Genomic DNA, 25486 nt, shown 5'->3' with positions numbered 1-25486 from the left:
GCCTCAGGCGGTTTCGCGACGATCGGCGTCGGCATCGTAGAACAGGTGACGGTTGCGCTCGTCTTCGATCGCGGTAACAAGCCCTGCCGCTTGCTCCTCTTCGGTATGGGCCTGTTCACGCTGCTCGGGACGGATCCCCAGACGCTTGAAAAGCTGACGATCGTGGTCTGCTTCAGGGTTCGATGTGGTCAGCAACTTCTCACCGTAGAAGATGGAGTTGGCGCCGGCCAGGAAACACAGTGCCTGCATCTGGTCATTCATTTGCTCACGTCCCGCCGATAGCCGGACGTGAGATTCCGGCATCAGGATACGTGCGACGGCGATGGTGCGGATGAATTCAAACGGGTCCAGATCGTCAACGTTTTCCAGCGGCGTGCCCGCCACTTTAACCAGCATATTGATCGGCACACTCTCAGGGTGATGAGGCAAGTTGGCAAGCTGCATCAGCAGTCCTGCACGATCATCAAGATCTTCGCCCATACCCATGATGCCGCCGCAACATACCTTCATCCCCGCCTTGCGCACGTTATCGAGCGTGTGCAGGCGATCGGCATAGGTGCGGGTGGTAATGATGTGGTTGTAGTACTTCTCGGAAGTGTCGAGATTGTGATTGTAATAATCCAGTCCGGCACCAGCCAGTTCGCCTGCCTGGTCTTCATTGAGCATGCCAAGCGTCATGCAGGTTTCGAGCCCCAGGGATTTAACCTGGCGCACCATATCAAGCACGTAGGGCATGTCCTTTTTCGTTGGGCTCCGCCAGGCCGCTCCCATGCAGAAGCGTGACGCCCCTTTGCTTTTGGCTGCACGGGCTTCCTCTATCACCTTTTCAATTTCCAGCAGCCGCTCCTTTTCCAGGCCCGTGTTGTAATGGCCGCTCTGGGGACAGTATTTGCAATCTTCCGGGCAGGCTCCGGTCTTGATCGACAACAGTGTGCTCACCTGCACCTCGTTTGGATCAAAATGTTCGCGATGAACGCTCTGAGCCCTGAAAACAAGATCATTGAACGGTAAAGCAAACAGATCGCGAATATCGGACAGTGACCAGTCGTGACGAAGGTGAGTAGCAGTCATGGGATTTTCCTGTTGGTTCCTGACCTTCGAGCCACTAACCTGTGCAGCCGGACTCTGGTCATTTCTGTTCATGGATTGAACGCATGATAAATTGCCTGACCCATCTGTCAACCTTGGTTAACGGATTGGTTAACAACTTTCTCCAGGTTAACAGCCCGTGTATTGGCTGTCTCACAACAACATCCGCCTCCGGACTGTGCCCGGCTTGCACCGCGTCACTGCCGGCCAACAGTTCGCCATGCGGGCAGTGCGGGCTGCCACTGCCCTCTATCGAATCCAGCCAGGGCACGGCTCTCTGCGGCCCCTGCATTGCCAGTCCTCCTGCTTTTGACCGAGTCGTCGCCCCCTGGATTTACGGTTTTCCGGTCAATGCTGCTATCAGCCGCTTCAAGTACAACAGCCAACGGGCACTGGGTCGGCCGTTAGCCATTGCACTCGCCAGCACGATTCGCCAACAGGGCAAGCGTCTGCCCGACGCCTTGGTGCCGGTTCCCATGCATTCGGGGAAGTTGCGCAAACGGGGATTTAATCAGGCTGAGGAAATAGCCATCTGGCTGTCAGAACAACTGGACGTGCCCGTGATTGAAGGGGTACTTAAAAGAACCCGGCGCAGCGATGCTCAATCGGGCCTGAACCGTCAGCGCCGGCTCACCAATCTGAAGGGCGCGTTTGCAGTGAAGCAGTCGGTGCCGGAATACATTGCTCTGGTTGACGATGTTATGACCACTGGCGCCACTGTTGAGGAATTATCTCGGCTTCTGCGGCGCCATGGCGTGAAACGCATCGACATTTGGGTGATCGCCAGAACGCCGCGTGAACCGCACGAACAGTGACCGCCACCTTGAGTCTTCAGGTATCAATCAACTGTGCAACATGACGGGCAATCGCCAAGCTGGCCGTCAGACCGGGGGACTCAATACCCAGCAGCTGCACTGCACCTTTTAGCCCATGGACTTGCGGCCCCTGGATCAGAAAATCATGAAAACCGGAATCCGCCGGTCCCAGTTTTGGCCTCACTCCCGCATAAGCGGGCTGCAAGCGGGTTTCATCCAACCCGGGCCACCAACGGGCAATACTGTTTGCAAAGGCTGTTCTGCGATCGCTATCTACTGCATATTCCGGTTTCTCTATCCACTCGACATCCGGGCCAAATCGCGCCTGCCCCGCGATATCCAGTGTCAGGTGAACACCCAGCCCACCCGGTTCGGGTACCGGGTACACCAGCGTACTGAAGGGATGGCGGCCGACATAGCTGAAGTAATTCCCCTTGGCAAAATGCGCCTCAGGACGCCCGCCTTCAGGGTAGCCCTGCCAGTGATCCAGCAAATCAATGGCTTCGAGCCCTGCGGCATTCACGATCTGGCCCGCTTCCAGAATGCAGGGCGCCTGCCCACCTACCAACACCTCGTGAAGTACATCGCCGGACGACACTTTGCTGGTCACTGCGCTGACCGGCGCATGGCAAATCACCAGCCCGCCGGCCGCCTCCAGATCAGTCAGCAATGCCAGCATCAGTCCGTGGCTATCCACTATGCCGGTCGTGGGCGAATACAGACCCGCAACCGCACGCACATCCGGCAAAGCATTCCTTAATACCCGACCGTCATCCAGCGATACCGGCACACCACAGGCTTGCGCCCTCCCTGCAATGGTCTCCAGCGCCGCAAGCTGCCGGGTATCAGACGCAATAATCCACTTTCCGGTCTGACGACAGGGAATATTCCGCGCCTCGGCATAGCGATACAGCAGATCACGACCTTCAACGCAAAAACGAGCTTTCAATGAATCCGGTGGATAATAGAGCCCCGCATGAATCACTTCACTGTTACGCGAGGAAGTCCCTTCGCCCCAATGAGCACCTGCTTCAAGCACGAACACACTGCGGCCCGAAAGCGCGATCTCCCGGGCACACGCCAGCCCGATGACGCCGGCGCCAATGATTACGGTGTCTGTCGAATAACGTTCCAGTGCCATATGGGGTACCTGACTGCAGTTGATTCAGATCATGGTGAACTCATACCAATGGCCACCAAAGTCCATCGGAGTCATTGCCTCTGTAATGCTATCATTACGCGCCGAAGATCAAGAGAGCCAACAAAAGAGTCACCGAATCACCACAGGAGGTATTCGTGCGGGAAGCCTTGAACGCTCGCCATCTGGCCATGGCCGGCCTGGTGCTCACGACCCTTTTCTGGGCAGGCAATGCGCTGGTTGCCAGAGCAACACACGAATCCATCCCGCCTTTTGCGCTATCGTTCTGGCGCTGGTTTATACCAACAATCTACCTTCTGCCCTTCACCCTGAAAGCCATCAGCCGCTACAGGGATGAACTGAAAAAACATTGGATTGAAGTAATCGCCCTCGCCTTCTTCAGCGTCGGCGCATACAACACCATCCTGTATCTCGCAGCCCAAAGCACGGGCGCCATCAACATTGCGCTGGTCAGCTCGACCATGCCGCTGATGATTGTTCTGTTTTCAGCCTTGATACTCCGGGAGCTCCCAGGGCGGATGCAACTGATCGGTCTGATTGCGGCATTTTGTGGCGTCATCGTTATCCTCACTCGGGCAAACCCTGAACGCCTGACGAACGTCGCGTTTAATCGCGGTGATCTTTTGATGGTCCTCTCAATCTCCAGCTGGGCGCTCTACTCTGTTCTGATCAAGCGTTGGCCGCTGAATATCCCGCTGTTCCCGCTTTTATGCATACTGATTACGCTGGGAACGCCCATGATATTCCCGTTCTATTTGTGGGAGCTCAATACTGAAGGCGGGTTCGATCTGACATCTGGCAACGTGGCCGCACTGCTGTACGTTGGCACGTTGCCCAGTGTGGCGGCCTATTTCCTCTGGAACAACGGAATAAAGACGCTGGGCCCTGGCACGACAGGCCTGTTTGCTTACCTGATCCCCGTATTCTCAGCACTGATCGCAGTCCCGGCGCTGGGGGAAACCATAGAGCCCTATCACGCTATCGGCGGCGCTTTCGTATTGGTCGGCCTCATTGCGTCGTCGTGGCAGAATCGGACCCGAAAGCCGACGTGCAGAACAGGCCCCTGACACCGACAACCCGGCTGCATTCAAGGGAGCTGCGCATCCGTATCCAAAGACGGTATACTGCACCTTTATATCTTGCCGGCAAGGAGTGCTCTGGGAGATGTCCGACAGAAAGCAATTCATGATCGTCATGCTGGTGGCTGCCATCTTTGTGGGCTGGCTTGGCTGGCGCGGCGTTGAAGTTATTACCCTGAACGACCGGTTGCAGGAAGACGCCGCACTTAAAGAATACCCCTACCTGTTCCGGGTGCTGCGTGTTGATGGCGACACTGCCATCATGAGTTCACCCCGCTCGTTCGATATCAGCACCCGTGAAGCACTGAAAACCCTTTTTCCTGGCATGCGCTCACTCAGCGACAACCATCGGGACTGGCAACGCGCAGAGCGACAATTTGCCCACCTGCAAGCCCGCGCCGGCACATTAATTACGCTGGACAGCCGGATTGACCGGGTGCGCTGGGAACTCGACGAGAACTGGTATCATCTTGCCGAAATGAAAGAACGACTGGCAAAGCGGCATTAGGCAAGCGCCTGATTGCTGAGAGACACCCCTCGCCTGTGGTATATTTCGCCACCAGAACTCACGTGGCGACGCTTTATGTCTGACTTACCCCAATCACGTCATCCCTATGACGCGCTTACCCCCGACACCCTGCTCGACGCCATGGAAGCAGCGGGCTTCGTGATCAACGGACGCCTGTTCGCACTTAACAGCTATGAGAACCGCGTGTATCAGGTCGGCATCGAAGACGGACCGTCAGTGATCGCCAAGTTTTACCGACCGGGGCGCTGGTCACTGGAGCAGATTCAGGAAGAGCACAGCTTTTCGCTGGAACTGGTGGATGCCGATATCCCGGTCGTTGCGCCTTCAGTAATGAACAACGGCCGCACGCTCGGAGAGCATGCCGGATTTCAGTTCGCGGTATTTCCACAACGAGGCGGGCAAGCCCCGGATACCAGCGAACCGGATATGCTCTGGCGCCTGGGCCAGTGGCTTGGGCAACTGCATAACGTTGGCGCGCAACGTCCATTTGCGGAGCGCCCCACGCTTGATCTGATCCCGGCCCTGCGGCGCGAAGCCACCTTTCTGACCGATAGCGACCTGATCCCGAGCGACCTTCGACCTGCCTGGGATTCGCTGATCCCTGATCTGATTGATAATTGTGAAAAGCGGGTTGCCGATGCGGGACCTGTCGATTCGATTCGCCTGCACGGCGATTGCCACGCGGGTAACATCCTCGTCCGGGATGAGCAGATGCTGTTTGTAGACCTTGATGACTGCCGCCAGGGCCCTGCTATCCAGGATCTCTGGTTGCTACTCAACGGTGATGATGCCAGCCGATCTGCACAGTTTGCTGAACTGCTGGAAGGCTATGAAACCTTTCGGGACTTCAATCGCCGCGAGCGCTTTCTGATTGAACCCTTGCGTTGCTACCGACAAATCGCCCACGCCGCGTGGCTTGCCCGACGCTGGGACGATCCGGCATTCCCCAGGTTCTTCCCCTGGTTTGTTCAGCCACGCTTCTGGTCCGACCAGATTCTGGCACTGAGGGAGCAGCTTGGCGCATTACAGGCACCACCAATTAATCTGATGGGACAATATTAGTAATGAGTGAAAGTGAACGTCGCTACAGCGCCCGTGCCCTTCTGGTCACCGGCTTTATTTGCATCGTCGGCACCATCGTCGCACTTGAAAGTACCGGGCGGCTGGCCCACACCGATGACAAGGCGGAAGTCCCGGTCGGCGAGTTCAAAGCCATTTACGTGGGTCCACGGGAAGAATACAGCATGTCCCCCAAGCCTTCTGAACTGCATGCCGACTGTTATCAAGGCTACCTTGCCGTGGGCTCGGATACCGACAGCACCCTGACCGGCGTGCTGGTGGATTACAAAAACAGGGGCATTCGCTGCGCACCCCGCCCCACGATACCCGAGATTATACCACCGGGGTCCGAAGCCATCGCGCATCCCCCAGTCAGTCAACCGGGAAAGAAAAATGACCCGTCACAGTAAAGACGACAACCCGCGACCATTATTTGAAACCGACCGTATCTATACCGACACCCAGTCAAAAGGTGGCGACTTCCGGTTTGACTCGGCCGTAGCGCGGGTCTTTCCTGACATGATCAGGCGTTCTGTTCCTGGCTATACCACCATCATCCCAATGATTGGTGTGATCACCGAACGCTACGTTCAGGATGGCAGCAATTGCTACGATCTTGGCTGCTCACTGGGCGCTTCCACACTGGCCATGCGCCATGGTGTCGCCAACCGGAACAGCAAGGTCATCGGGGTCGATAACTCCGCGGACATGATTGAGCGCTGCCGTCACTTCATCGCACTGGACGATGACACGGCTGAAGTCGAACTGCGTTGTGATGACGTGCTCGATACGCCAATCGAGAATACGTCGGTCACCACACTGAACTTCACCCTTCAGTTTATCGATCCGGACCGCCGACAAGACCTGTTACAGCGGATAGCCAGCGCAACACGGCCCGGCGGGGCCCTGATTCTCTCCGAGAAGATCCGGTTCGAAGACGAGAGCGAGCAAACCGCACAAACCAACCTGCATCACGACTTCAAACGTGCGAACGGCTACTCCGACCTCGAAATCAGCCAGAAACGGTCTGCCCTTGAACAGGTGCTGATCCCGGAAACAATTGATGCGCTAAAGCATCGACTGACAGACGCCGGCTTTGATCAAGTGATGCTCTGGTATCAGTGTTTTAATTTCGTCTCTTTACTGGCCGTCAAACGCGCCTGATACTTGGAAACGTCTGATCAGGTCCATTGTCGACACTGCACATCGGACACGCCACTTAACCACTATTTCCTGAACGAGCTCTTACCGTGTTTGACTGGAAACAACGCTACCAACCGCTGCTGACAGATCTGGAAAGTGAAGGCAAAGCTGACTGGGCCAACCAGATCAGTGATCAGCTCTATCGCCGCTTCGAGAGCAATCCTCATGGCGATATCACGCGCTGGCATAGTGCATTGAAACAATTGCCGGTGCTGCACAACGTTGATGCAGACATGAACAGCGCGGCGATCACGCTATCGACGGAAGGGGGGCTCAGCGATCAGCAACGTGCTGACCTCGAAACCGGCTTGCGCGGGCTGATGCCCTGGCGAAAAGGGCCTTTCTCGTTCTTTGGCCTGGATATCGACACTGAATGGCGCTCGGACTGGAAATGGGATCGCGTCGCGCCTTATTTGAGTGATCTGGAGGGACGCCGCATCCTGGATGTTGGCTGCGGTTCAGGCTACCACTGCTGGCGCATGGCCGGTGCGGGTGCACGTCAGGTAATTGGCGTCGATCCCGGACTTCTGTTCCTGATGCAGTTCTTCAGCGTCAAAGACTACCTGAACGCTCCCCACGTGCACATGCTTCCCTGTCGACTGGAAGATCTTCCACCGGCGCTCAACTATTTCGACACGACCTTTTCCATGGGCGTGCTCTACCACCGCCGCTCGCCGCTTGATCACCTCCTGGAATTGCGCGACACCCTGAAAGACGGCGGAGAGCTGGTTCTAGAGACCCTGGTTGTGGATGGGCCGGAAGGCTACAGCCTGATGCCCGAGGATCGGTATGGCATGATGCGTAACGTCTGGTTTCTGCCCAGTTGCGACACGTTGATGCGTTGGCTGGAGCGCACAGGATTCCGCAATGCACGAGTGGTCGATGTTACCGCCACCAGCACCGAAGAGCAGCGCTCGACCGACTGGATGCGGTTTCAATCTCTGGAAGACTTCCTGGATCCGATTGACCCGACCAAAACCGTTGAGGGATATCCGGGACCACTCAGAGCCACCATCGTGGCCGAGAAATAAACAAACAGGCACAAAAAAGGCGGCATCGAAATTTATCGTTGCCGCCTTTTTTATTGGCTCAATGCGATGCCAGAGCTACCAACTCTGGCTATTGAGCTCAGTTTTCGCCGAAAGGATGACGCAAAACAATCGTTTCAACCCGATCCGGGCCGGTCGAAATGATATCGATCGGCGCTTCGATCTGCTGCTCGATGAAGCGAATGTAGGCCAACGCATTAGCCGGAAGCTGATCCATGCTGGTCAGGCCCACAGTGCTCTCGCTCCAGCCGGGGATCTCTTCGTATACCGGCTCGATATCGGCGTAATCGTCACAGCCGATAGGCGGACGATGAAGCTCGCCGTTCGGGGTGCGGTAGCCAACACACACCTTAACCGTGTCCATGCCGTCGAGCACGTCCAGCTTGGTCAGACAGATACCGGATACACTGTTGATCTGGATAGCATGGCGCAGTGCCACAGCATCGAACCAGCCACAACGACGGGCACGGCCAGTGGTGGTGCCGAATTCACGACCTTTCTCAGCCAGATGCTTGCCGCAGTCGTCAAACAGCTCGGTCGGGAATGGGCCGGAACCGACACGGGTTGTGTATGCCTTGGTGATCCCCAGGACATAATCCAGGAACAGCGGGCCAAAGCCGCTACCCGTAGCTGTGCCGCCCGCCGTGGTATTGGAGGAAGTAACGTACGGATAGGTACCGAGATCAATATCCAGCAACGAACCCTGAGCACCCTCGAACAGGATATGCTCGCCGCGCTTGCGCAGATCGTGCAGGATATCGGTGACATCCGCCGCCATAGGCACGATTTCCTTACCCATTTCGCGAAGGTCTGCCAGCGCCTGATCAACATCTACGGCGTCTTCTCCGTAGTATTCTGTCAACACGAAGTTATGGAACTTCATGATTTCGCGAAGGCGTTCTTCAAAGACAGCGTCGTTACACAGATCGCCAACACGTAACCCTCGACGGGAAACCTTGTCTTCATAGGCGGGGCCGATACCACGACCGGTCGTCCCGATCTTGTCGTTTCCGCGCGCCTTTTCACGGGCGACGTCAATGCGCACGTGAGTTGGCAGCAACAGCGGACAGGCCAGGCTGATGCGCAGGCGATCGCGAACCGCAACACCGGCCGCTTCCAGCTCACGCACTTCCTTCAGCAATGCTTCGGGCGACAGGACCACACCATTACCAATCAGGCAGGAGACATGCTCACGCAGAATACCTGACGGAATCAGATGCAGTGCCGTCTTCTTGCCTTCGATAACCAATGTATGACCGGCGTTATGGCCACCCTGAAAGCGTGCTACCGCAGAAACCTGATCAGTGAGCAGGTCAACAATCTTACCCTTGCCTTCATCACCCCATTGGGTGCCGAGTACCACTACATTCTTACCCATGATTCTCTCTCAATCCTGCCCGCATGTTGGCCGGACACGGTTATCCATTCAAAGACTCAACGACCCATTGGCCGTCCCGTTTAATCAACTGCCGGTCACAACCACGCGTTTCCGGAGACACATCACCGTCATCAGGCAGCGCCTGCAAAACTGTTTCTGTACGTCGTAATTCGGTTATTGCCGCTTGCAACCCGGCCTCTGCAACTGCAGGCGCCCAGATCTTGCCCTGGCTGCTTTTCTGTGAGCGCTGCCCCAGCGCGACCAAGGCTCGAATATCTGCGCTGAAACCGGTCGCAGGGCGTGCGCGCCCGAAGTCTTCGCCGATAGCGTCATAACGACCACCTTGTGCCACCGCCTGACCGTGGTCTGGCGAATAGGCACCAAACACCAGCCCGGTGTGATAGTTGTAGCCGCGCAATTCACAAAAGTCGAAACCCAGACTGACTTCCGGATAAGCTTCCGCGATCGCCTCGGATGCCACTGTCAACTCGTCAAGCGCCTTTAGCGCCTGCTCCGGCGCACCAGCCAGTACTTTGCGCGCCTGAGCCAGCACCTCCGGGCCACCGCTGAGGCGAGCTAATTCCCGAAGGCGGGCTGCGGGCGTACCAGCCGTATAATCACCCAGCAACTCGTCGAGCTCGGGCACAGATTTACGGCGCATGGCATCAAAAATGGCCAGCTCGGTATCGCGGTCGAGATTAGCGGCTGAGATCAGTTGCTGATAGATCGCAACATGAGCCAGGTCCAGATGCACTCTGGGAAGTCCCGCAATCCGCATCGTCTCCAGCATCAACCGGATCACTTCCAGATCGGCCTCAGCAGAGGCGCTGCCAAACAGCTCACAGCCCGCCTGTATCGGCGTCCGACCGGTTAGCATATGCTGGGGACGGGTATGCAGCACATGGCCGGCATAACACAGTCGCGTGACCCCATCCTGCCGCAAGGTATGCGCATCAATGCGAGCAGCTTGTGGGGTCATATCCGCCCGCACTCCCATCATGCGGCCGGTCAGTTGATCGGTCAGCTTGAAGGTTTGGAGTGCCAGGTCGTTCCCCGTCCCGGTTAACAGGGATTCGAGGTACTCAATCAGAGGAGGAATTACCAGCTGATAGCCCCAGCGCTGATAGTTATCCATGATTTCGCGGCGCAGGGATTCTATCTGGCCGGCTAGTGGCGGAAGAATATCTTCCACACCATCAGGCAGTAACCAGCGATCGGATGCAGTCATTGGTCTCGCAACGTCAGTTCTTCACCCGCCGGCGGCAGGTCGCAGAATTTAGGATTCAAAGCAGAAAAGGAAACACAAAACCCGGCAATTCTACACATTTGAGCGACACAAAAAAACCGGAGTGCGGCGACACACTCCGGTTTATTTTGGCTGACGGAACGATTTAACCGTTCCGTACCTTGTCAGGGCTGGCTAACCTCGCCGTTCTGGTCGCCAAGGTAACGCATGAAATCGCTCTTCGAATCGATCACCATGATATCGCCCTGGCCCGAGAAGGTCTCGGAATACGCCGTCAAGCTGCGGTAGAAACGATAAAACTCTTCATCGTTCTGGTAGGCCTTCGCGTAAATCGCAGCCGCCTCACCGTCACCTTCACCACGGGTTTCCTCTGCCTTGGCAAAGGCTTCCGCTAGCACAACGGTATGCTGACGATCGGCATCTGCACGGATACCTTCAGCCAACTCACGCCCGCGGGAACGAAATTCCTGAGCGAGCTTCTGGCGCTCAGTCTGCATCCGGCGGTAAACCGCCTCACTGACTGACTGCGGCAGTTCGATTGCCTTAACCCGGATATCGAGCACCTTGACGCCCAACTCGTCCACGACCGTTTCGTCGATACGTGCCACCAGCTTTTGCATCAACTCATCACGCTGGCCTGAAACCACCTCGTGCATGGTGCGAACACCAAATTCATCACGCAGGCCGTTATCAACCCGTGAGGACAGCAGCGATACCGCCCGCAACTCGTCACCACCCGTTGTACGATAGAACTCGTCCACATCCTCAATCTTCCACGCGATGTAGGAGTCAACGTCCAGCGGCTTCTTCTCGATGGTCAGATACTGGCGCGATGGCAGGTCATTGGTCATAACCCGGACATCAAACTCACGCACCTGATCGATCACGGGCACCTTGAAATGCAGGCCGGCCGTGATGTTGGTTTCAATCAACTCACCAAAGCGCAATAGAACGCCACGGTGGGTTTCAGGAATAATGTAAACACTTGAGGACACGATCAGCACAACAATCAGTGCGCCGGCTAGCCCCAGAACTGCTTTAGGACTCATAATTAACGCCCCTTCCGCGAACTTGAGTTGTTGTTGCGCATCCGGATTTCCTGAACCACCTGATCCGTCAACTGCTGGATATCAGCGCCAGAATCGGACGAGGCGCCATCAGACGACCCTGATGAACCGCTGGTCTTGTTGCGCGTGCGAGTCAGCTGATCAAGCGGCAGATACATCATATTGTTGCCGCCTTCGGCATCAACCAGAACCTTGCTGGTACTGGAGAACACGTTCTGCATGGTATCCAGATACATCCGGTCACGGGTGACCTGCGGCGCGTCTTTATACACATTCAGGAGTGCCAGGAAACGAGCGGTTTCACCCCGCGCCCTCTCGGTCACTTCCTGCTTGTACGCCATCGCTTCTTCAAGTCGACGCTGTGCACGGCCGCGGGCTTCCGGCACGACCTTGTTGCGGTAAGTTTCAGCTTCTTCCACCAGGCGCTGCTCGTCTTCCTTCGCGCGCTGCACTTCCCTGAACGACTCCTGAACCTGTGACGGCGGCGACGTATCCTCGACGTTAACCTTGACGATCTGCAGACCGGTTCCGTACTTCACAAGGAACGACTGCAAGCGCTGCTCAACGTTGATTGCCAGCGCCGCGCGACCTTCAGTCAGCACCTGATCAAGCTCGGAGCTGCCGACTTCATGGCGCAGCGCACTATCAGTTGCAAACGCAAGCGCCTGGTTCGAGTCGCGAACATTGAGCACGTAATCACGTGCATTTTCGACGCGATACTGAACCTGCAAATCGATGGACACCAGATTTTCATCCTGTGTCAGCATCTGGCCCTGGGACTCGGCATTCCGGACGCTGGTCACCCGTACCTTGGTGACATTGTCGATAATGGGCACTTTGAACCGAAGGCCCGGATTTTCAGTGGTGTGATACTTGCCGAAGCGAAGTACAACCGCCCTCTCCTGCTCATCAACGGTATAGAACGACTGGAACAGGATGAAGCCAACAAACACGATAGCAACGATCGCCAGTATAGCCCCGAAGCCAGTGCTGCCGGAGCCGCCGCCGTTCGCGCCGCCACCGGAATCACCACGTCCTTTCTTGCCACCCAGCAGCTTGTTCAGCTTATCGAGACCCTTTTTCAGCGCCTCATCAAGGTCCGGCGGCCCCTGATCATTGCCACGACGTCCCCCATTTCCCCAGGGATCATTGTCGTTTCGGTTACCACCCGGTTCATTCCAGGCCATAGTTCTCTCCGTTCGCAAACTCATCGAATGGGTGCAAATACTAGGGATTAATACGACGTCCGGCAATACCGAAACGTCTTTTGTACCCGGCGCACGCTCATCAGTGCCCGTATATCTGCAAATGCTAGCTGTTATCTGCAAACCGGATATTTTCGGCCTGCATCTTGGCTTTACTTAATATCTGGTACCAATCGCGGGATTGCAGACGCACCTCTACAACCGTGTCGCCATCATCCCGGTACTCTTCACCTATCACCGCGCCGGCCTCATGCAGCAAAGCCCGTAGCTTGCCATCTTGCGGCCCAAGCAGGACATCGAGATGAATAACATCCTCCGCCAACCGTTCGACGATCGCATCGAACAATTGCGGGATGCCTTCGCCAGTGATGGCTGACACCCACACCCGCACAGGAACACCTTCATCGTTCCTGTCCACGCGCGACTGGAAGCCTTCCAGCAAATCGACTTTGTTGTAAACCTGAAGCATCGGCACTTCATCAGCCCCGATTTCCAGCAACACATCCTCGACCTGCTCGATATTCTCATCCCGGCGTTCGTCGGCACAGTCAATGATATGCAACAGCAACGAGGCTTCAGTGGTTTCCTCAAGCGTCGCCCGGAATGCTTCGACCAGTTTGTGCGGCAAATGCCGGATAAAGCCGACCGTATCCGCCATCACTACCGGGCCGATATCCGGCAAGTCCAGTCTCCGCAGCGTTGGATCGAGTGTCGCGAACAATTGGTCAGCCGCATACACCGATGCAGTCGTAACATGATTAAACAGCGTCGATTTGCCGGCATTGGTATAGCCTACCAGCGATACTGTCGGGATATCCGCCCGCTTGCGAGCCCGTCGCCCCTGATCCCGTTGTCGGCGGACTTTCTCAAGCCGGCGGTGTATCGATTTGATACGCGCGCGTAGGAGACGGCGATCCGTTTCAAGCTGCGTTTCACCCGGACCCCGCATCCCGATACCGCCTTTCTGGCGCTCAAGATGCGTCCACCCCCGGATCAGGCGGGTCGCCATATGATCCAGCTGTGCGAGCTCCACCTGAAGCTTGCCCTCATGCGTGCGGGCTCGCTGGGCAAAAATGTCGAGAATCACGCCCGTGCGATCAAGCACCCGGCACTTCAGCTCGCGCTCAAGATTTCGTTCCTGGCTGGGGCTCAGAGCATGATTAAACAATACGACATCAGCCTCCGCGACTTCGCGGGCTGCGCGGATCTCATCGAGCTTCCCCTGCCCGACAAACAGGCGGGAACTCGGCTGGTTCCGGGATCCTGTCACTGTATCGACGGTTTCAACACCGGCCGAACGGACAAGCTCAATGAACTCACCAAGGTCTTCGGATTCGCTTTGGGAAGATGAAAACTCGATGTGAACGATAACCGCTCGTTCACCAACGTCTGGACGCTCAAACAAGGAGCAGAGTCTCCAAATAAAACAGAGGATGGGTACCGCAAGGCGCGTTCTGTACACTCTGCGTGACAGCTAACCGCGCATCTGAAAAACCAACCGGCATCATGACTGATACCGGCAGTTTACAGCAACACCAGACCGCCATCAGGCTTCGATTTCACCATCAGCGTTCTGTTGCGGGATACGGACATTACGGGCCGGCACGACAGTTGAGATTGCGTGCTTATAGACCATCTGGCTCACAGTATTTTTGAGCAGAATAACAAATTGATCAAATGACTCAATTTGTCCCTGCAGCTTGATACCGTTTACCAGGAATATGGAAACCGGGATGCGCTCCTTGCGTAATGCATTGAGGTAAGGGTCTTGTAACGAGTGCCCTTTTGACATGTTATCTTCTCCTGTTTTTAATATCAGATCGTCAATAAATCATAAGCGGATGATAGCACCGACAACGGCATCTGCACTTAACATCCATCGTAAGTCCAAGAAAAAGAACACGTTGCGCCGGACTCAAGAACACTTCGCCTCACTATTGCAGTATAGGGGCGCTTGGGCACTCGAGTCACCTTAACTCGCAATGCCTAACTCAATGTGGTGCGGGATTGAAGGATTTTCAAGGCGCTGGATGCAGATCCTGTGCTTTCACTGTCAAGCCAATGCACATCAGACCACTTCCTTAACCACGTCAACTGCCGCTTTGCCAGCTGTCGCGTCGCCGCAATCCCTTTGGCCACAAAGGTTTCGTAATCTGTCTCTCCGTCGAGCCAGGACCAGGCCTGTCGATAACCGACACACCGAATAGACGGCAGATCCGGATGGAGATCGTTTCGGTTATAAAGTGCTCTGACCTCATCAACGAAGCCAAGTTCCAACATTTTTTCAAATCGCTGCTGAATACGGTGATGCAAGACAGCGCGATCAGTCGGCGCAATCGCGTACTGCACAACAGTATACGGAAGCCCACCGGGTGCGTCTGCCTGCCAACGGGTCCTATAAGGGAAATCCCCTGCTTCGGCAGTACTACCTTCCTGATCGCCGGTTGCCGACCAAGCTTCAGATATCGGTTTACCTGAAATATAGACCACCTCAAGCGCCCGCAACAGCCGCTGCCGGTTATTGGGGTGGATCGCTGCTGCAGCCACTGGGTCCCGCTGCTTCAGCTCTTCATGCAGCGCCGACCACCCTTCGTCACGCGCCCGCGCCTCAAGCCTGGCGCGCAACTCCGGATCCGCCGAAGGCAAGTCCGCCATGCCATGCAGCAATGCTTTGTAGTACATCATGGTGCCACCCACCAGGAGTGGAATGCGCCCGCGCGAAGTAATATCGCCCATTTCAACCAATGCATCCCGTCGAAAATCCGCAGCGGAGTAGGTTTCAGCAGGATCACAGATATCGATCAGGCGATGTGGCGCTCGCGCAAGCTCATCGGCAGAAGGTTTGGCAGTGCCAATGTCCATCCGGCGGTAGATCATGGCCGAATCAACACTGATGATATCGCACGGCAAGCGTTCACAGAGCTCGATGGCAAGATCCGTTTTACCGGCGGCCGTAGGGCCCATCAGAAAGATAGCCGGAGGTAGCGCATGAGCATCGCCCATTGCCTCAACGCCCACGCAGGAACAGTTTATCGAGTTCGCCCATGGTCACCAGCGTCCAGGTCGGCCGGCCGTGGTTACACTGGCCGCTGCGCTCGGTGGCTTCCATATCCCGCAACAAGGCGTTCATTTCCGGGATAGTAAGCTGACGATTAGCCCGCACCGAGCCGTGACAGGCCATAGTGCCCAGCAATTCGTTGGTGACGGCTTTAACGCGGTCTGACTGGCCATTCTCGACCAGATCGGACACCACATCCCGGACCAGTTGCTCGGTATCCGCGCCGCGTAACAGCGCGGGGATCTGGCGTACCACCAGCGTTTCCGGCCCCATACGTTCAATCTGCAATCCCAGCAGTTGTAATTCAGCCGCATGAGCCTCGGCAACACTTGCTTCGCGCTGACTCACCGCCAGTGTCAGAGGCACCAACAAAGGCTGGCTTTTGAGGTCTTGAGCATCGAGCGCGATTTTCATCCGCTCATAGGTGATCCGCTCATGGGCCGCGTGCATATCCACCACAATCATCCCCTGGCGGGACTGAGCCAGAATATAAATGCCGTGCAGCTGCGCAATCGCATAGCCGAGAGTTGGCTCATGATCGCTGTCGTGGGCTGGCGTAATATCGCCTGCCACATACGGGGATGGCGCCGCCATCGACCCGAAACCACCCTGGGCGCCGTAGGATGATGCCTCCGCTGTGGCGGCCGTTTCAGTGGTGCCGCCACCGTTCAGCGACTGGTAAAACCCCATCTGATCCTGCGCCTGCCAGGCAATGGGCTGACTCGGCTGATAGCCTCCACCGGAAGAGGCTGGATAGGGCGTTCCCTGCGAGCCAGTCGTGTGTGACTGATGCCCCACTTCGCGACTCATCGATTGTGCTACCGCGCCGTGCATATGATCTTCCGGCTTCACATCACCCAGCGCGCGGTGCAGCGTCCGGAAAATAAAATCGTGAACCAGCCGGCCATCTCGGAACCTGACTTCATGCTTGGTTGGATGCACGTTAACGTCGACGTTGGCAGGGTCCACTTCCAGGTACAGCACGAACGCGGGCTGACGATTGTTATAGAGCACGTCACGATAGGCCTGACGAACAGCATGCGCCACCAACCGGTCCTTGATGACCCGATGGTTCACGAAGAAATATTGCAGGTCGGCCTGACTGCGGGAGAAGGTTGGCAGTGCCACCCACCCCCAAAGCCGAAGCCCCGAGGCTTCGGCATCAATCACCACTGCGTTGTCGATGAACTGCTGTCCGCAGAGCGCACCAACGCGGCGCTCCCGGTCGAGCTGACTTTCAGCCGGACGCAGGCTCTGAACAGTGCGCTGGTTATGACGCAGAGTAAACCCGGTTTCGAAACGGGCCAACGCCTGGCGTTTGATACATTCCTCGACATGACCGAATTCGGTTTTTTCAGTTCGCAGAAACTTTCGGCGGGCAGGTGTATTAAAGAAAAGATCCCGGACTTCAACTGTTGTCCCTACCGGATGCGCCGCAGGTGACACCTTCGCGTCCATATCGCGACCTTCAACCTCGACCCGCGACGCCGCTTCCGCACCTTCAGTTTTCGAGGTCAACGCCAGCCGGGAAACCGAACTGATACTGGCAAGCGCCTCACCACGAAACCCAAGCGACGCTACCGCTTCGAGATCTTCCAGGTCGACAATTTTACTGGTGGCATGACGACTCAACGCTAACGGCAAGTCGTTCTCTGCGATGCCGGAGCCGGTATCCCGCACTCTAATCAGCTTCACACCACCTTGTTCAACCTCAACATCAACCCGGTCAGCGCCTGCGTCCAGCGCGTTTTCAACGAGTTCTTTCACTACAGAGGCAGGTCGTTCAACGACCTCGCCAGCAGCAATCTGGTTGGCGAGGCGGGGGCTGAGCAATCGAATGGCGGGCATACAGGAAACACCAGGCTTCAGTAAGTCGGATTTGCCAGCAATGATAACAGACGCTTGCGATCGAATGCGCTAGCAGTAGCCGGTGATTCACGGGAAAACCAGAATTTCGTTACTTCAGGAATCATGCAGAATCAGCGATACCGAAACGGCAAATGCCGCAAGGTCGCTGATTCCGGAAGAGAAAACACCAGCCCATCAGGTGGTGGGGATTTTGATCGTTTGCCCGATCACAACCTGATCGCCCTTCAAGCCGTTAAGCTGTTTGATGCGACTGACTGTTGTGGCGTTGCGCCGGGCAAGATCCGACAGGGTGTCACCGCGCTGAACCCGATAGGAGGACAGCCCTCCGGCCGATTTCCCCTGACGTTTCTGCCAGGCCAGATAGGTGCCTGGCGGCGGGGTATCGTTGAAATACGATTGCACACCACGGGAGATCGCATGGGCAAGCTTGCTCCGGTAGCTGGCCGACAGCAGCTTACGTTCTTCCTGCGGGTTAGAAATAAATCCGGCCTCAACCAGAATCGATGGTATATCAGGCGATTTCAGCACCACGAATGCTGCCTGCTCAACACCGGGCTTGTGCAGCGTCGCGACACTGCCGAGGTTGCGCAAAACGTAGCTGCCAACACCCACGCTGGCGTTAATACTGGCTGTCATGGACAGATCCAGCAACACGCCAGCCAATACCTCGTTCTTGTCGCCCAGTGACACGCCACCAACGCCGCCAATCAAATCAGAGCGATTTTCATTACGCGCCAGCCAGCGCGCGGTCTCACTGGTTGCGCCCCGCTGAGACAAAGCAAAAACGGAAGCGCCACGAGGCTGTGATGTTCTGAACGCATCAGCGTGAACCGAAATAAACAGGTCGGCATTTTCCTTTCGTGCCAACAAGGTACGGCTGCGCAAATCGATGTAGTAGTCCCCGTCGCGGGTCAGCTTCGCTGTGTAGCCCGGGATAGATGATATGGCGTCTTTAAGCTGGTGCGCCAATTTCAGCACCACGTCTTTTTCCCGCGTGCCGCCAGGGCCGGATGCGCCAGGATCCTCGCCGCCGTGGCCGGCGTCGATCATGACGATAATATCCCGCTTGCTGTCATTGCTCTCAGAAAGCACCGGTTTGCTGGACGGCTTTTGAGCAGGCGCGTTTTCGTTGATCAGATCGACTACCAGCCGATGACCATATTCCTGATTTGGCGCCAATTGGAAGCTACGGGGCTTCACATCGGATGCCAGATCAAGGACGACCCGCAAATCGTTGCCATTCCGACGCGCACTTCGAATACGCTTGATCGGACTGCCGTCCAGATCGAGGCGGTCCAAAGCTACCTTCAGCGAGGTGTCCTTGATATCGATAACCAGACGGGACGGGTTTTCCAGCGCGAATACTGAATGTTCAACGCTGCTCCCCAGATCCAGCACCAGACGCGTATGGTCCGGCGCAGGCCAGACTCTGGCGCTGTTGACAGCCGTCTGGGCATGGGCAAGCGATGCTGCGCCCAACAGTAATGTCAGTTGCACGGCCATTATCTTTCTAAGAATGTGATTCATACCTCGACTCACTTTCTGATCATCCGTTCATGTGCGGAGTACCGCAGGTCGTTGGCAGAAAAACACCAACATGTCGCGTTCCAGCTAAAGCATTCTGCAGAGGCGGTGACACAAGCGTTCAGTCGATCAGTCAACTGTCCAGCCATGACTCAACGCCTCCCTGAATTCGTTCATAAGCGCCTGCCCCTGCACTGACGCCGCGGTCAGTGTCATCCGGCGGCCGGCGGCCTCTACTTTTAATTCGATCTGGCAATCCGCAGGCGGCAATACGCCCTGCCCCCGCTCAGGCCACTCAATCAGGCACAGAGCGTCACCAAACAGGTAATCCCGTATGCCCATATACTCCAACTCTTCCGGATCGCCCAGCCGATAGAGGTCAAAATGGAAAACCGGCGGCTGCAGGTCTTCGTAGGGCTCAACCAGCGTGTAGGTCGGGCTTTTTACGGCCCCTTCATGGCCGAGCGCACGAATGAAACCTCGGCTGAGTGTGGTCTTGCCCGCTCCCAAATCGCCTACAAGATGAATCACCATGCCTGTTTCCAGCGTTCTTACCGCTTGAACCAGCAAGGCACCGACCTGTTCGGTTGCTACCGAGTCAGGCAGGTGAACAGACAGTGTTTCAATCCTCATTGTTGAATCCGCCATCTCTACTGAAACCCCAACGGAATCAACACGCCTTCGGCTTCGCCCAACACACGGGGGATGCGATCAATTAAATCCATCGGCAGCATCCCCATAAATCCGGTTTCCAGCGCAGCGCGATCGGCCGCCTCGCCATGCAGGCTTGCGCCAGTGATTGTGGCGTCAGATACCGACATCCCCTGCACGACAAGCGCGCCGATAATGCCGGAGAGCACGTCACCCATACCTGCTGTTGCCATTCCGGGATTTCCCCCCTGCACCAGCGCAGGCACGGCAAGCGTGTCGGCATACACCAGGGTGCCGGCGCCCTTCAGCAACACCACACCGCCGTACTGTTTCTGTAACCGCACCACAGCGCTTAATCGGTCCTGCATCACCGCTGAAGTGTCTTCACCCAACATGCGCGCTGCTTCGCCTGGGTGTGGCGTCAGGATCCAGTTCTGCTTGCGCCCGGGCGCTCTGGCAGAGAGCATATTAAGCGCATCAGCATCCATCAGCACCGGACCATTGAATTGCATGATTCGCTGGAGCATTTGCTGCCCCCATGCCCCTTGCCCCGCACCGGGCCCGAACACCACGCCGTCTGCACTGTTGAGCAGCGCGTCAAGATCATTGCCATGCGTCAGGCCATGCACCATAAGGGAGGGGCATCGCGCCAACGCAGCACTGACATGCTCTGGCCTCGTCGCAAGCGTTACCAGCCCTGCACCCGAGCGTGCCGCTGCTTCGGCTGCCAACAGCCCTGCGCCACCAAAACCTCTCTCGCCGGCCACCACCAGCAAGTGACCGCAATCTCCTTTGTGGGCACCACGACGGCGCACCGGCAGATCTGCAGCCATACCAGACCAGTCGACACGTCGGGCAACCGGCTCAACAGTGGCATAAGCTTTGTCCGGCACCCCCAGATCGTCGAACAACACATCGCCGACGTAATCCGGCCCCAAACCGGTCAACAGGCCGGCCTTGAGCCCGATAAAGGTCACCGTGACCTTGGCTCGAACCGCATCGCCGGCTACAGAGCCCGTACTGGCATCCAGCCCGGACGGCACGTCCACCGCAAGCACAGGGCGGGCTGCAGCATTAACCGTGGGCACCAACTGGTCGAATGGTGCCCTCAAGGGGCCACTGATACCGGTTCCGAGCATAGCGTCAACAATCGCATCAGCAGTCGACAGTTGAGACGCCAGGCCTGACAGATCATTCTCATCCACAGCCTGCACAACAACACCGGTTTCCACTGCTTCATGATGAGCAGCCAGCGCATCGCCCGTCAGCCTGGTAACGGGTGATACAGCAAAACACAACACTGTCATTCCCTGACGCACAGCCGAAGCAGCGATCAGGTAGCCGTCTCCACCATTATTTCCGGCGCCACAAAGTACCGCTACGGTCGACGCATCCGGCCAGTGCCTGCACAGTTGACGAAACGCGGAACGGGCCGCCTGATGCATCAGATCGAACCCCGGAATTCCATACTTTTCAATCGCATAGCGATCAAGCAGGCGAACGCCATCTGCAGCGTACAGGCTCTCTGGTAAACTATGAGTTCCAACAGCGCACATGGGTCTGAGAACACCTCGGGCCACACTTAAAACAGAATCCGGTTGAACTACACCGGCCAGATGCCTGTTAAGCATAGCAAAATGATGGAAAAGGTCATAACTTAATCAATGTTAACCAAAACGCTCGAATCATTACCGGCAAAAATTCGCCTGTGGGCTGAGGAACTTGGCTTCCAACAAGTCGGCATTACCTATGCCGAAACAGGCAAGCATGGCGCTCATTTACAGGACTGGCTGGCTGCGGGAAAACACGGCGAAATGGGTTACATGGCCGATCATGGTGACAAGCGACATCGCCCGGAACAGCTACTGCCGGGCACAGAGCGGGTCATTTCTCTGCGAATGGATTATCTGCCGTCGCCCGACAATCCGGCGAAAACACTGGCCAATCGGGACAAAGCCTACATCTCCCGCTACACGCTGGGCCGGGACTATCACAAACTGGTGCGAAAGCGACTTGCCCAACTCGCCAAGCGTATTGACGAGGCCCTCGAGGGGCATCAGCATCGCGCATTTGTCGACAGCGCGCCGGTGCTCGAACGCGCGCTGGCCCAGAGAGCCGGCCTCGGCTGGTTCGGCAAGAACACCATGCTGATCAACCCCAAAGCCGGGTCTTTCTTTTTTCTCGGCGAAATTTTTACCAGCGCCCCACTTCCGGTAGACGAGCCGTTTGAAAAGGAACATTGCGGCAGCTGTGCCGCATGCCTTGATATCTGCCCGACGGATGCCTTCGACGGCGCCCACCAACTGGATGCGCGGCGCTGCATCAGCTACCTGACGATTGAGCTCAAGGGTTCGATCCCGGTGGAGTTGCGCAGCAAGATGGGAAATCGGGTGTTTGGCTGTGACGACTGCCAGCTCATCTGCCCCTGGAACAAATTCAGCACTCCAACCGACGAGGAGGACTTTCAACCCCGGCACGAGCTGGACAACAGCGAACTGGCGACGCTGTTTCTGTGGTCCGAGGAAGAATTCCTCAAGCGAACGGAAGGTTCCGCGATCAGGCGCACAGGCTATGAAGGCTGGTTGCGTAACCTCGCGGTAGGGCTGGGCAACGCGCCGACGACCATACCTGTCGTTGAAGCGCTGCGCCAGCGAGCTGATCACCCGTCAGAACTGGTCAGAGAGCATGTGCACTGGGCGTTGGAACGCCACGGCATAGCGGCCTGAGCCCAGCAGATCACAACTTGAAAAAGGTCTCGCGATAATGCCGGAGTTCGTTGATCGAATCACGAATATCATCCAGTGCAAGATGCGATCCTTTCTTGGTCACGCCCTCCAGTACATCTGGCCGCCAGCGACGCGCCAGCTCCTTGATTGAGCTGACATCCAGGTTGCGGTAATGGAAGAACGCCTCCAGCGCCGGCATGTAACGCACAAGAAAGCGCCGATCCTGACCGATACTGTTGCCGCAGAGCGGCGACTGTCCGGCCTCAAGATGCTCTTTGAGAAACGCAATCGTCTGCTGCTCCGCATCCGCTTCTGAAATTCGGCTTTCCCGAACCCGACGTGTCAGACCGCTGTCGCCGTGGGTGCGGGTGCACCACTCGTCCATGCCGCTCAGCACCTCGTCAGACTGATGAATCGCAAGCACCGGACCTTCTGCGACCAGATTCAGATCGGAATCCGTAACAATCGTGGCTATTTCAATAACCCGTTCTTTCTCCGGATCCAGTCCGGTCATTTCCAGATCAATCCACACCAGACGGTCTGATGACGCCATTCGTTCTCTCCCGCAAAAAATTCGATGCCGGTCGCCCCGGCCTGAATATTGATTATTCCGACACCTCGACTAAACGGTGTTTCAGGACGCATCTCAAACAGATGCGCCTTATTCACAGCTTCGTCGGTAACAGGTGGTATGATGGCACAATTGATCGATTATGCTGAACAGGAGTAGTGAAACGGTGGTTGTGGTGAATGGCTAAACGACGCCTTAACAGACAGCAGAAATGGCGGATTGAGAAGGTTCAGGGCGAGCGGGCTGCCCGGGCCACGCGCACCGAGCGCAACATTGACCGCCAGCTTCAGTCAGGGGAACTGGGCGACGAGCAGACTGGTCTTATCATCGCTCACTTTGGCAAGCAGATCGATGTGGAGGCGCTGGAAGGTGAGCGACACGGCGAGATCATGCGCTGTCATGTGCGCACCAACCTTGAGGCGCTGGTTACCGGCGACCGCGTAATCTGGCGCCCGGGAGCTTCAGATCTTGGGGTTATTGTCGCACTTCAGAAGCGTAGCAGCCTGTTACAACGCCCCGACAAATTCGGTCAGCTCAAGCCGGTAGCGGCGAATATCAATCGCGTCATTCTGGTGATCGCGCCAGAGCCGGAACCTCATGACAACCTCATCGACCGTTATCTGGTCGCCGCTGAAAACTGCGACATTGAGCCCGTCATCCTGCTTAACAAAGCCGACTTGCTGACAGACGCCAACCGCCTCCAGATCGACGCCTTGCTGGAACGCTACACGTCACTTGGCTACACGGTCGCGATCACGTCGACCAAATCCAAAACCGAGATTGACGCCAGCATCGAAGCACTGCTGACTGACCGCACGAGCATTTTCGTCGGGCAATCCGGGGTGGGTAAATCGTCGATTATCAACCAACTGTTACCGGACGCCGCACTGAAAGTCGGGGAAGTCTCGCAGAGCACCGGCAAAGGCGTGCACACCACAACCACTGCCCGACTGTTTCACCTGAGCTGCGACGGCACACTGATTGATTCACCGGGCATCCGCGAATTCGGTCTTTGGCACATGTCAGTCGAGCAGCTTCAATTCGGCTTTCGGGAAATTCGGCCGCTGATTGGCCACTGCAAGTTCAGAAACTGCCGGCACCAGTCAGAGCCCGGCTGTGCGATTACCGAAGCTGCCGAAAACGGCACCATCAGCATCCAGCGGATGCAGAGTTTCAAGCGGATCTATGCGGAAATGGAGCAGTCTGACTGGCAGGCGTCAACCACGGACACTACCAGCTGACGTCATTTGGATCTGTGTCTGGCTCACCCTTGAACCAGGCACCGGATTCGAGCTTCTTGCGGGCTTCTTCTGATTCAGCTTCGCTCGGCAGCGTGAGATCGATCAGTGGCTGGGCATCAGCCCCCGAATCGGCCTGAATACCATCGGCTGTTTTCTTGTTGAGCACGATAATGGCAATACGGCGATTCACTGGTGCCCGGGAATTGTCTTTATCAAACAGAACCGAATCACTTAACCCCACCACTCGACCAATCTGCTCCGCCCGAACGCCACCCGCTACCAAAGCACGCCGGGCAGTGTTCGCCCGCTCAGAGGACAATTCCCAGTTGGTATAGCCTGGACGGCCCACGAAAGGCGAAGAATCGGTGTGGCCGGTGATGCTGAGCTTGTTGGTCACAGCACCCAGCGGCTTGGCAAGTTCAAACAGGATATCCTGGGAATAGTACTTCAGGCGGGCACTGCCGCTGTCGAACATCGGTCGCTGGGAACGATCGACAATCTGGATACGGAGCCCCTCATCGGTGATGTCAATTAACAGCTGATCCTTGAACTTCTGGAGGGTCTCGCTGCTCTCGATCTGGTCTTTGAGATCCTGAAACAACGTCTGCATCTGCCGCTGCTCGAGTGAATCCGCCAGCTCCTCAATTTTCTGGTCTTCCAGCCGAATTTCGTTGTCCGCCACATCAGCACTGGTCGAATCGACAACCGATGCACTGCCCCCGAGATCAATCGGATTCCGACTGGCTGCCTCCATGAACCCGACGGGATCCTTGAAATAGCCCTCAATAGCCTGCTTCTCGGCGTCCGAGGCTGAGCTGGTCAACCAGAGCACCAAAAAAAACGCCATCATCGCTGTCGCAAAATCGGCAAACGCAACTTTCCAGGCACCGCCGTGATGGCCGCCGGAAACTTTTTTGACGCGCTTGACGATAATCGGCTGTTCTTCCACCGCTAACCTCTACTTAACA

24 protein-coding genes are annotated in these 25486 nt (G+C 56.6%); 9 read left to right on the top strand and 15 right to left on the bottom strand.

Going from position 1 to position 25486, the window contains the following annotated elements:
* Positions 1-3: 3 nt before the first annotated feature.
* Positions 4-1071 (bottom strand): biotin synthase BioB, encoded by a 1068-nt coding sequence (gene bioB / locus ACUN9X_RS08460; protein WP_260035917.1) that lies wholly within the window; start codon positions 1069-1071, stop codon positions 4-6.
* An 83-nt stretch (positions 1072-1154) separates the two neighbouring features.
* Here bioB and ACUN9X_RS08455 point away from each other — a divergent pair, with 83 nt between their 5' ends.
* A complete protein-coding gene (locus ACUN9X_RS08455) occupies positions 1155-1904 on the top strand; it encodes a phosphoribosyltransferase family protein (protein WP_445472773.1) in 750 nt (249 codons plus the stop codon).
* Between the two features lie 16 nt (positions 1905-1920).
* On the opposite strand, the gene ACUN9X_RS08450 is transcribed toward ACUN9X_RS08455, so the two are convergent.
* The gene (locus tag ACUN9X_RS08450) at positions 1921-3045 is read right to left on the bottom strand and encodes an NAD(P)/FAD-dependent oxidoreductase (RefSeq protein ID WP_445472772.1); all 1125 of its coding nucleotides are present in this window, start codon (positions 3043-3045) and stop codon (positions 1921-1923) included.
* A gap of 155 nt (positions 3046-3200) precedes the next feature.
* Here ACUN9X_RS08450 and ACUN9X_RS08445 point away from each other — a divergent pair, with 155 nt between their 5' ends.
* From ACUN9X_RS08445 to cmoB, 6 genes are all read left to right on the top strand, one after another.
* The gene (locus tag ACUN9X_RS08445) at positions 3201-4130 is read left to right on the top strand and encodes a DMT family transporter (protein WP_445472771.1); all 930 of its coding nucleotides are present in this window, start codon (positions 3201-3203) and stop codon (positions 4128-4130) included.
* 97 nt (positions 4131-4227) lie between these two features.
* Complete coding sequence (locus ACUN9X_RS08440) at positions 4228-4650, top strand: hypothetical protein (RefSeq protein WP_260035924.1); 423 nt, start codon at positions 4228-4230, stop codon at positions 4648-4650.
* A gap of 75 nt (positions 4651-4725) precedes the next feature.
* Positions 4726-5733 (top strand): serine/threonine protein kinase, encoded by a 1008-nt coding sequence (locus ACUN9X_RS08435; RefSeq protein WP_445472770.1) that lies wholly within the window; start codon positions 4726-4728, stop codon positions 5731-5733.
* A 2-nt stretch (positions 5734-5735) separates the two neighbouring features.
* Complete coding sequence (locus ACUN9X_RS08430; protein WP_445472769.1) at positions 5736-6140, top strand: kinase; 405 nt, start codon at positions 5736-5738, stop codon at positions 6138-6140.
* A complete protein-coding gene (gene cmoA / locus ACUN9X_RS08425) occupies positions 6124-6894 on the top strand; it encodes a carboxy-S-adenosyl-L-methionine synthase CmoA (protein ID WP_445472768.1) in 771 nt (256 codons plus the stop codon). Before ACUN9X_RS08430 ends, cmoA begins: the two co-directional genes overlap by 17 nt.
* 116 nt (positions 6895-7010) lie before the next feature.
* The gene (gene cmoB / locus ACUN9X_RS08420) at positions 7011-7964 is read left to right on the top strand and encodes a tRNA 5-methoxyuridine(34)/uridine 5-oxyacetic acid(34) synthase CmoB (protein WP_445473198.1); all 954 of its coding nucleotides are present in this window, start codon (positions 7011-7013) and stop codon (positions 7962-7964) included.
* 97 nt (positions 7965-8061) lie between these two features.
* Here cmoB and ACUN9X_RS08415 read toward each other — a convergent pair whose 3' ends face one another.
* The 11 genes from ACUN9X_RS08415 to ACUN9X_RS08365 form a co-directional block, all read right to left on the bottom strand.
* The gene (locus ACUN9X_RS08415; RefSeq protein WP_260035932.1) at positions 8062-9360 is read right to left on the bottom strand and encodes an adenylosuccinate synthase; all 1299 of its coding nucleotides are present in this window, start codon (positions 9358-9360) and stop codon (positions 8062-8064) included.
* Between the two features lie 40 nt (positions 9361-9400).
* Positions 9401-10588, bottom strand: coding sequence for an ATP phosphoribosyltransferase regulatory subunit (locus ACUN9X_RS08410; RefSeq protein ID WP_260035934.1), 1188 nt, complete (start codon positions 10586-10588; stop codon positions 9401-9403).
* Between the two features lie 182 nt (positions 10589-10770).
* Positions 10771-11655, bottom strand: coding sequence for a protease modulator HflC (gene hflC, locus ACUN9X_RS08405; RefSeq protein ID WP_260035935.1), 885 nt, complete (start codon positions 11653-11655; stop codon positions 10771-10773).
* Positions 11656-11657: 2 nt separating this feature from the next.
* Positions 11658-12860: an FtsH protease activity modulator HflK gene (hflK, locus tag ACUN9X_RS08400; protein ID WP_260035936.1), complete on the bottom strand. Its 1203-nt coding sequence runs from the start codon at positions 12858-12860 to the stop codon at positions 11658-11660.
* A gap of 124 nt (positions 12861-12984) precedes the next feature.
* The gene (hflX, locus tag ACUN9X_RS08395; protein WP_445472767.1) at positions 12985-14283 is read right to left on the bottom strand and encodes a ribosome rescue GTPase HflX; all 1299 of its coding nucleotides are present in this window, start codon (positions 14281-14283) and stop codon (positions 12985-12987) included.
* A gap of 141 nt (positions 14284-14424) precedes the next feature.
* The gene (gene hfq / locus ACUN9X_RS08390) at positions 14425-14670 is read right to left on the bottom strand and encodes an RNA chaperone Hfq (protein WP_260035940.1); all 246 of its coding nucleotides are present in this window, start codon (positions 14668-14670) and stop codon (positions 14425-14427) included.
* Positions 14671-14864: 194 nt separating this feature from the next.
* Positions 14865-15881, bottom strand: a complete 1017-nt coding sequence (miaA, locus tag ACUN9X_RS08385; protein WP_445472766.1) for a tRNA (adenosine(37)-N6)-dimethylallyltransferase MiaA — start codon at positions 15879-15881, stop codon at positions 14865-14867.
* A gap of 4 nt (positions 15882-15885) precedes the next feature.
* The gene (mutL, locus tag ACUN9X_RS08380; protein WP_445472765.1) at positions 15886-17784 is read right to left on the bottom strand and encodes a DNA mismatch repair endonuclease MutL; all 1899 of its coding nucleotides are present in this window, start codon (positions 17782-17784) and stop codon (positions 15886-15888) included.
* A gap of 195 nt (positions 17785-17979) precedes the next feature.
* A complete protein-coding gene (locus tag ACUN9X_RS08375) occupies positions 17980-19308 on the bottom strand; it encodes an N-acetylmuramoyl-L-alanine amidase (protein ID WP_445473197.1) in 1329 nt (442 codons plus the stop codon).
* A 150-nt stretch (positions 19309-19458) separates the two neighbouring features.
* The gene (gene tsaE / locus ACUN9X_RS08370; protein WP_445472764.1) at positions 19459-19962 is read right to left on the bottom strand and encodes a tRNA (adenosine(37)-N6)-threonylcarbamoyltransferase complex ATPase subunit type 1 TsaE; all 504 of its coding nucleotides are present in this window, start codon (positions 19960-19962) and stop codon (positions 19459-19461) included.
* A gap of 17 nt (positions 19963-19979) precedes the next feature.
* Positions 19980-21536: an NAD(P)H-hydrate dehydratase gene (locus ACUN9X_RS08365; RefSeq protein WP_445472763.1), complete on the bottom strand. Its 1557-nt coding sequence runs from the start codon at positions 21534-21536 to the stop codon at positions 19980-19982.
* Between the two features lie 108 nt (positions 21537-21644).
* On the opposite strand from ACUN9X_RS08365, the gene queG reads away from it, so the two are divergent.
* Complete coding sequence (queG, locus tag ACUN9X_RS08360) at positions 21645-22706, top strand: tRNA epoxyqueuosine(34) reductase QueG (protein ID WP_260035949.1); 1062 nt, start codon at positions 21645-21647, stop codon at positions 22704-22706.
* A gap of 10 nt (positions 22707-22716) precedes the next feature.
* On the opposite strand, the gene orn is transcribed toward queG, so the two are convergent.
* A complete protein-coding gene (orn, locus tag ACUN9X_RS08355) occupies positions 22717-23259 on the bottom strand; it encodes an oligoribonuclease (RefSeq protein WP_445472762.1) in 543 nt (180 codons plus the stop codon).
* A 197-nt stretch (positions 23260-23456) separates the two neighbouring features.
* On the opposite strand from orn, the gene rsgA reads away from it, so the two are divergent.
* Positions 23457-24518, top strand: coding sequence for a small ribosomal subunit biogenesis GTPase RsgA (gene rsgA / locus ACUN9X_RS08350; protein ID WP_445472761.1), 1062 nt, complete (start codon positions 23457-23459; stop codon positions 24516-24518).
* Here the strand turns inward: rsgA and motB are convergent.
* Positions 24508-25467, bottom strand: coding sequence for a flagellar motor protein MotB (gene motB / locus ACUN9X_RS08345; protein ID WP_260035955.1), 960 nt, complete (start codon positions 25465-25467; stop codon positions 24508-24510). The two genes, rsgA and motB, sit on opposite strands and share 11 nt — an antisense overlap.
* Between the last annotated feature and the right edge of the window lie 19 nt (positions 25468-25486).

Source organism: Marinobacter sp. V032, from assembly GCF_052645435.1.
Note: the sequence above shows the minus strand (reverse complement) of the source record. Positions and strands in the feature narration are given on the sequence as shown.

What these genes read in the sequence shown, in the direction of transcription:
- rsgA (WP_445472761.1), top strand. Translation starts at nt 23,457, where the DNA reads ATGGCTAAACGACGCCTTAACAGACAGCAGAAATGGCGGATTGAGAAG.
- ACUN9X_RS08450 (WP_445472772.1), bottom strand. Translation starts at nt 3,045, where the DNA reads ATGGCACTGGAACGTTATTCGACAGACACCGTAATCATTGGCGCCGGC.
- ACUN9X_RS08365 (WP_445472763.1), bottom strand. Translation starts at nt 21,536, where the DNA reads ATGTGCGCTGTTGGAACTCATAGTTTACCAGAGAGCCTGTACGCTGCA.
- queG (WP_260035949.1), top strand. Translation starts at nt 21,645, where the DNA reads ATGTTAACCAAAACGCTCGAATCATTACCGGCAAAAATTCGCCTGTGG.
- ACUN9X_RS08435 (WP_445472770.1), top strand. Translation starts at nt 4,726, where the DNA reads ATGTCTGACTTACCCCAATCACGTCATCCCTATGACGCGCTTACCCCC.
- bioB (WP_260035917.1), bottom strand. Translation starts at nt 1,071, where the DNA reads ATGACTGCTACTCACCTTCGTCACGACTGGTCACTGTCCGATATTCGC.
- mutL (WP_445472765.1), bottom strand. Translation starts at nt 17,784, where the DNA reads ATGCCCGCCATTCGATTGCTCAGCCCCCGCCTCGCCAACCAGATTGCT.
- ACUN9X_RS08430 (WP_445472769.1), top strand. Translation starts at nt 5,736, where the DNA reads ATGAGTGAAAGTGAACGTCGCTACAGCGCCCGTGCCCTTCTGGTCACC.
- miaA (WP_445472766.1), bottom strand. Translation starts at nt 15,881, where the DNA reads ATGGGCGATGCTCATGCGCTACCTCCGGCTATCTTTCTGATGGGCCCT.
- ACUN9X_RS08455 (WP_445472773.1), top strand. Translation starts at nt 1,155, where the DNA reads ATGATAAATTGCCTGACCCATCTGTCAACCTTGGTTAACGGATTGGTT.
- ACUN9X_RS08375 (WP_445473197.1), bottom strand. Translation starts at nt 19,308, where the DNA reads ATGGCCGTGCAACTGACATTACTGTTGGGCGCAGCATCGCTTGCCCAT.
- cmoA (WP_445472768.1), top strand. Translation starts at nt 6,124, where the DNA reads ATGACCCGTCACAGTAAAGACGACAACCCGCGACCATTATTTGAAACC.
- ACUN9X_RS08440 (WP_260035924.1), top strand. Translation starts at nt 4,228, where the DNA reads ATGTCCGACAGAAAGCAATTCATGATCGTCATGCTGGTGGCTGCCATC.
- hfq (WP_260035940.1), bottom strand. Translation starts at nt 14,670, where the DNA reads ATGTCAAAAGGGCACTCGTTACAAGACCCTTACCTCAATGCATTACGC.
- ACUN9X_RS08415 (WP_260035932.1), bottom strand. Translation starts at nt 9,360, where the DNA reads ATGGGTAAGAATGTAGTGGTACTCGGCACCCAATGGGGTGATGAAGGC.
- hflC (WP_260035935.1), bottom strand. Translation starts at nt 11,655, where the DNA reads ATGAGTCCTAAAGCAGTTCTGGGGCTAGCCGGCGCACTGATTGTTGTG.
- ACUN9X_RS08410 (WP_260035934.1), bottom strand. Translation starts at nt 10,588, where the DNA reads ATGACTGCATCCGATCGCTGGTTACTGCCTGATGGTGTGGAAGATATT.
- tsaE (WP_445472764.1), bottom strand. Translation starts at nt 19,962, where the DNA reads ATGAGGATTGAAACACTGTCTGTTCACCTGCCTGACTCGGTAGCAACC.
- orn (WP_445472762.1), bottom strand. Translation starts at nt 23,259, where the DNA reads ATGGCGTCATCAGACCGTCTGGTGTGGATTGATCTGGAAATGACCGGA.
- hflK (WP_260035936.1), bottom strand. Translation starts at nt 12,860, where the DNA reads ATGGCCTGGAATGAACCGGGTGGTAACCGAAACGACAATGATCCCTGG.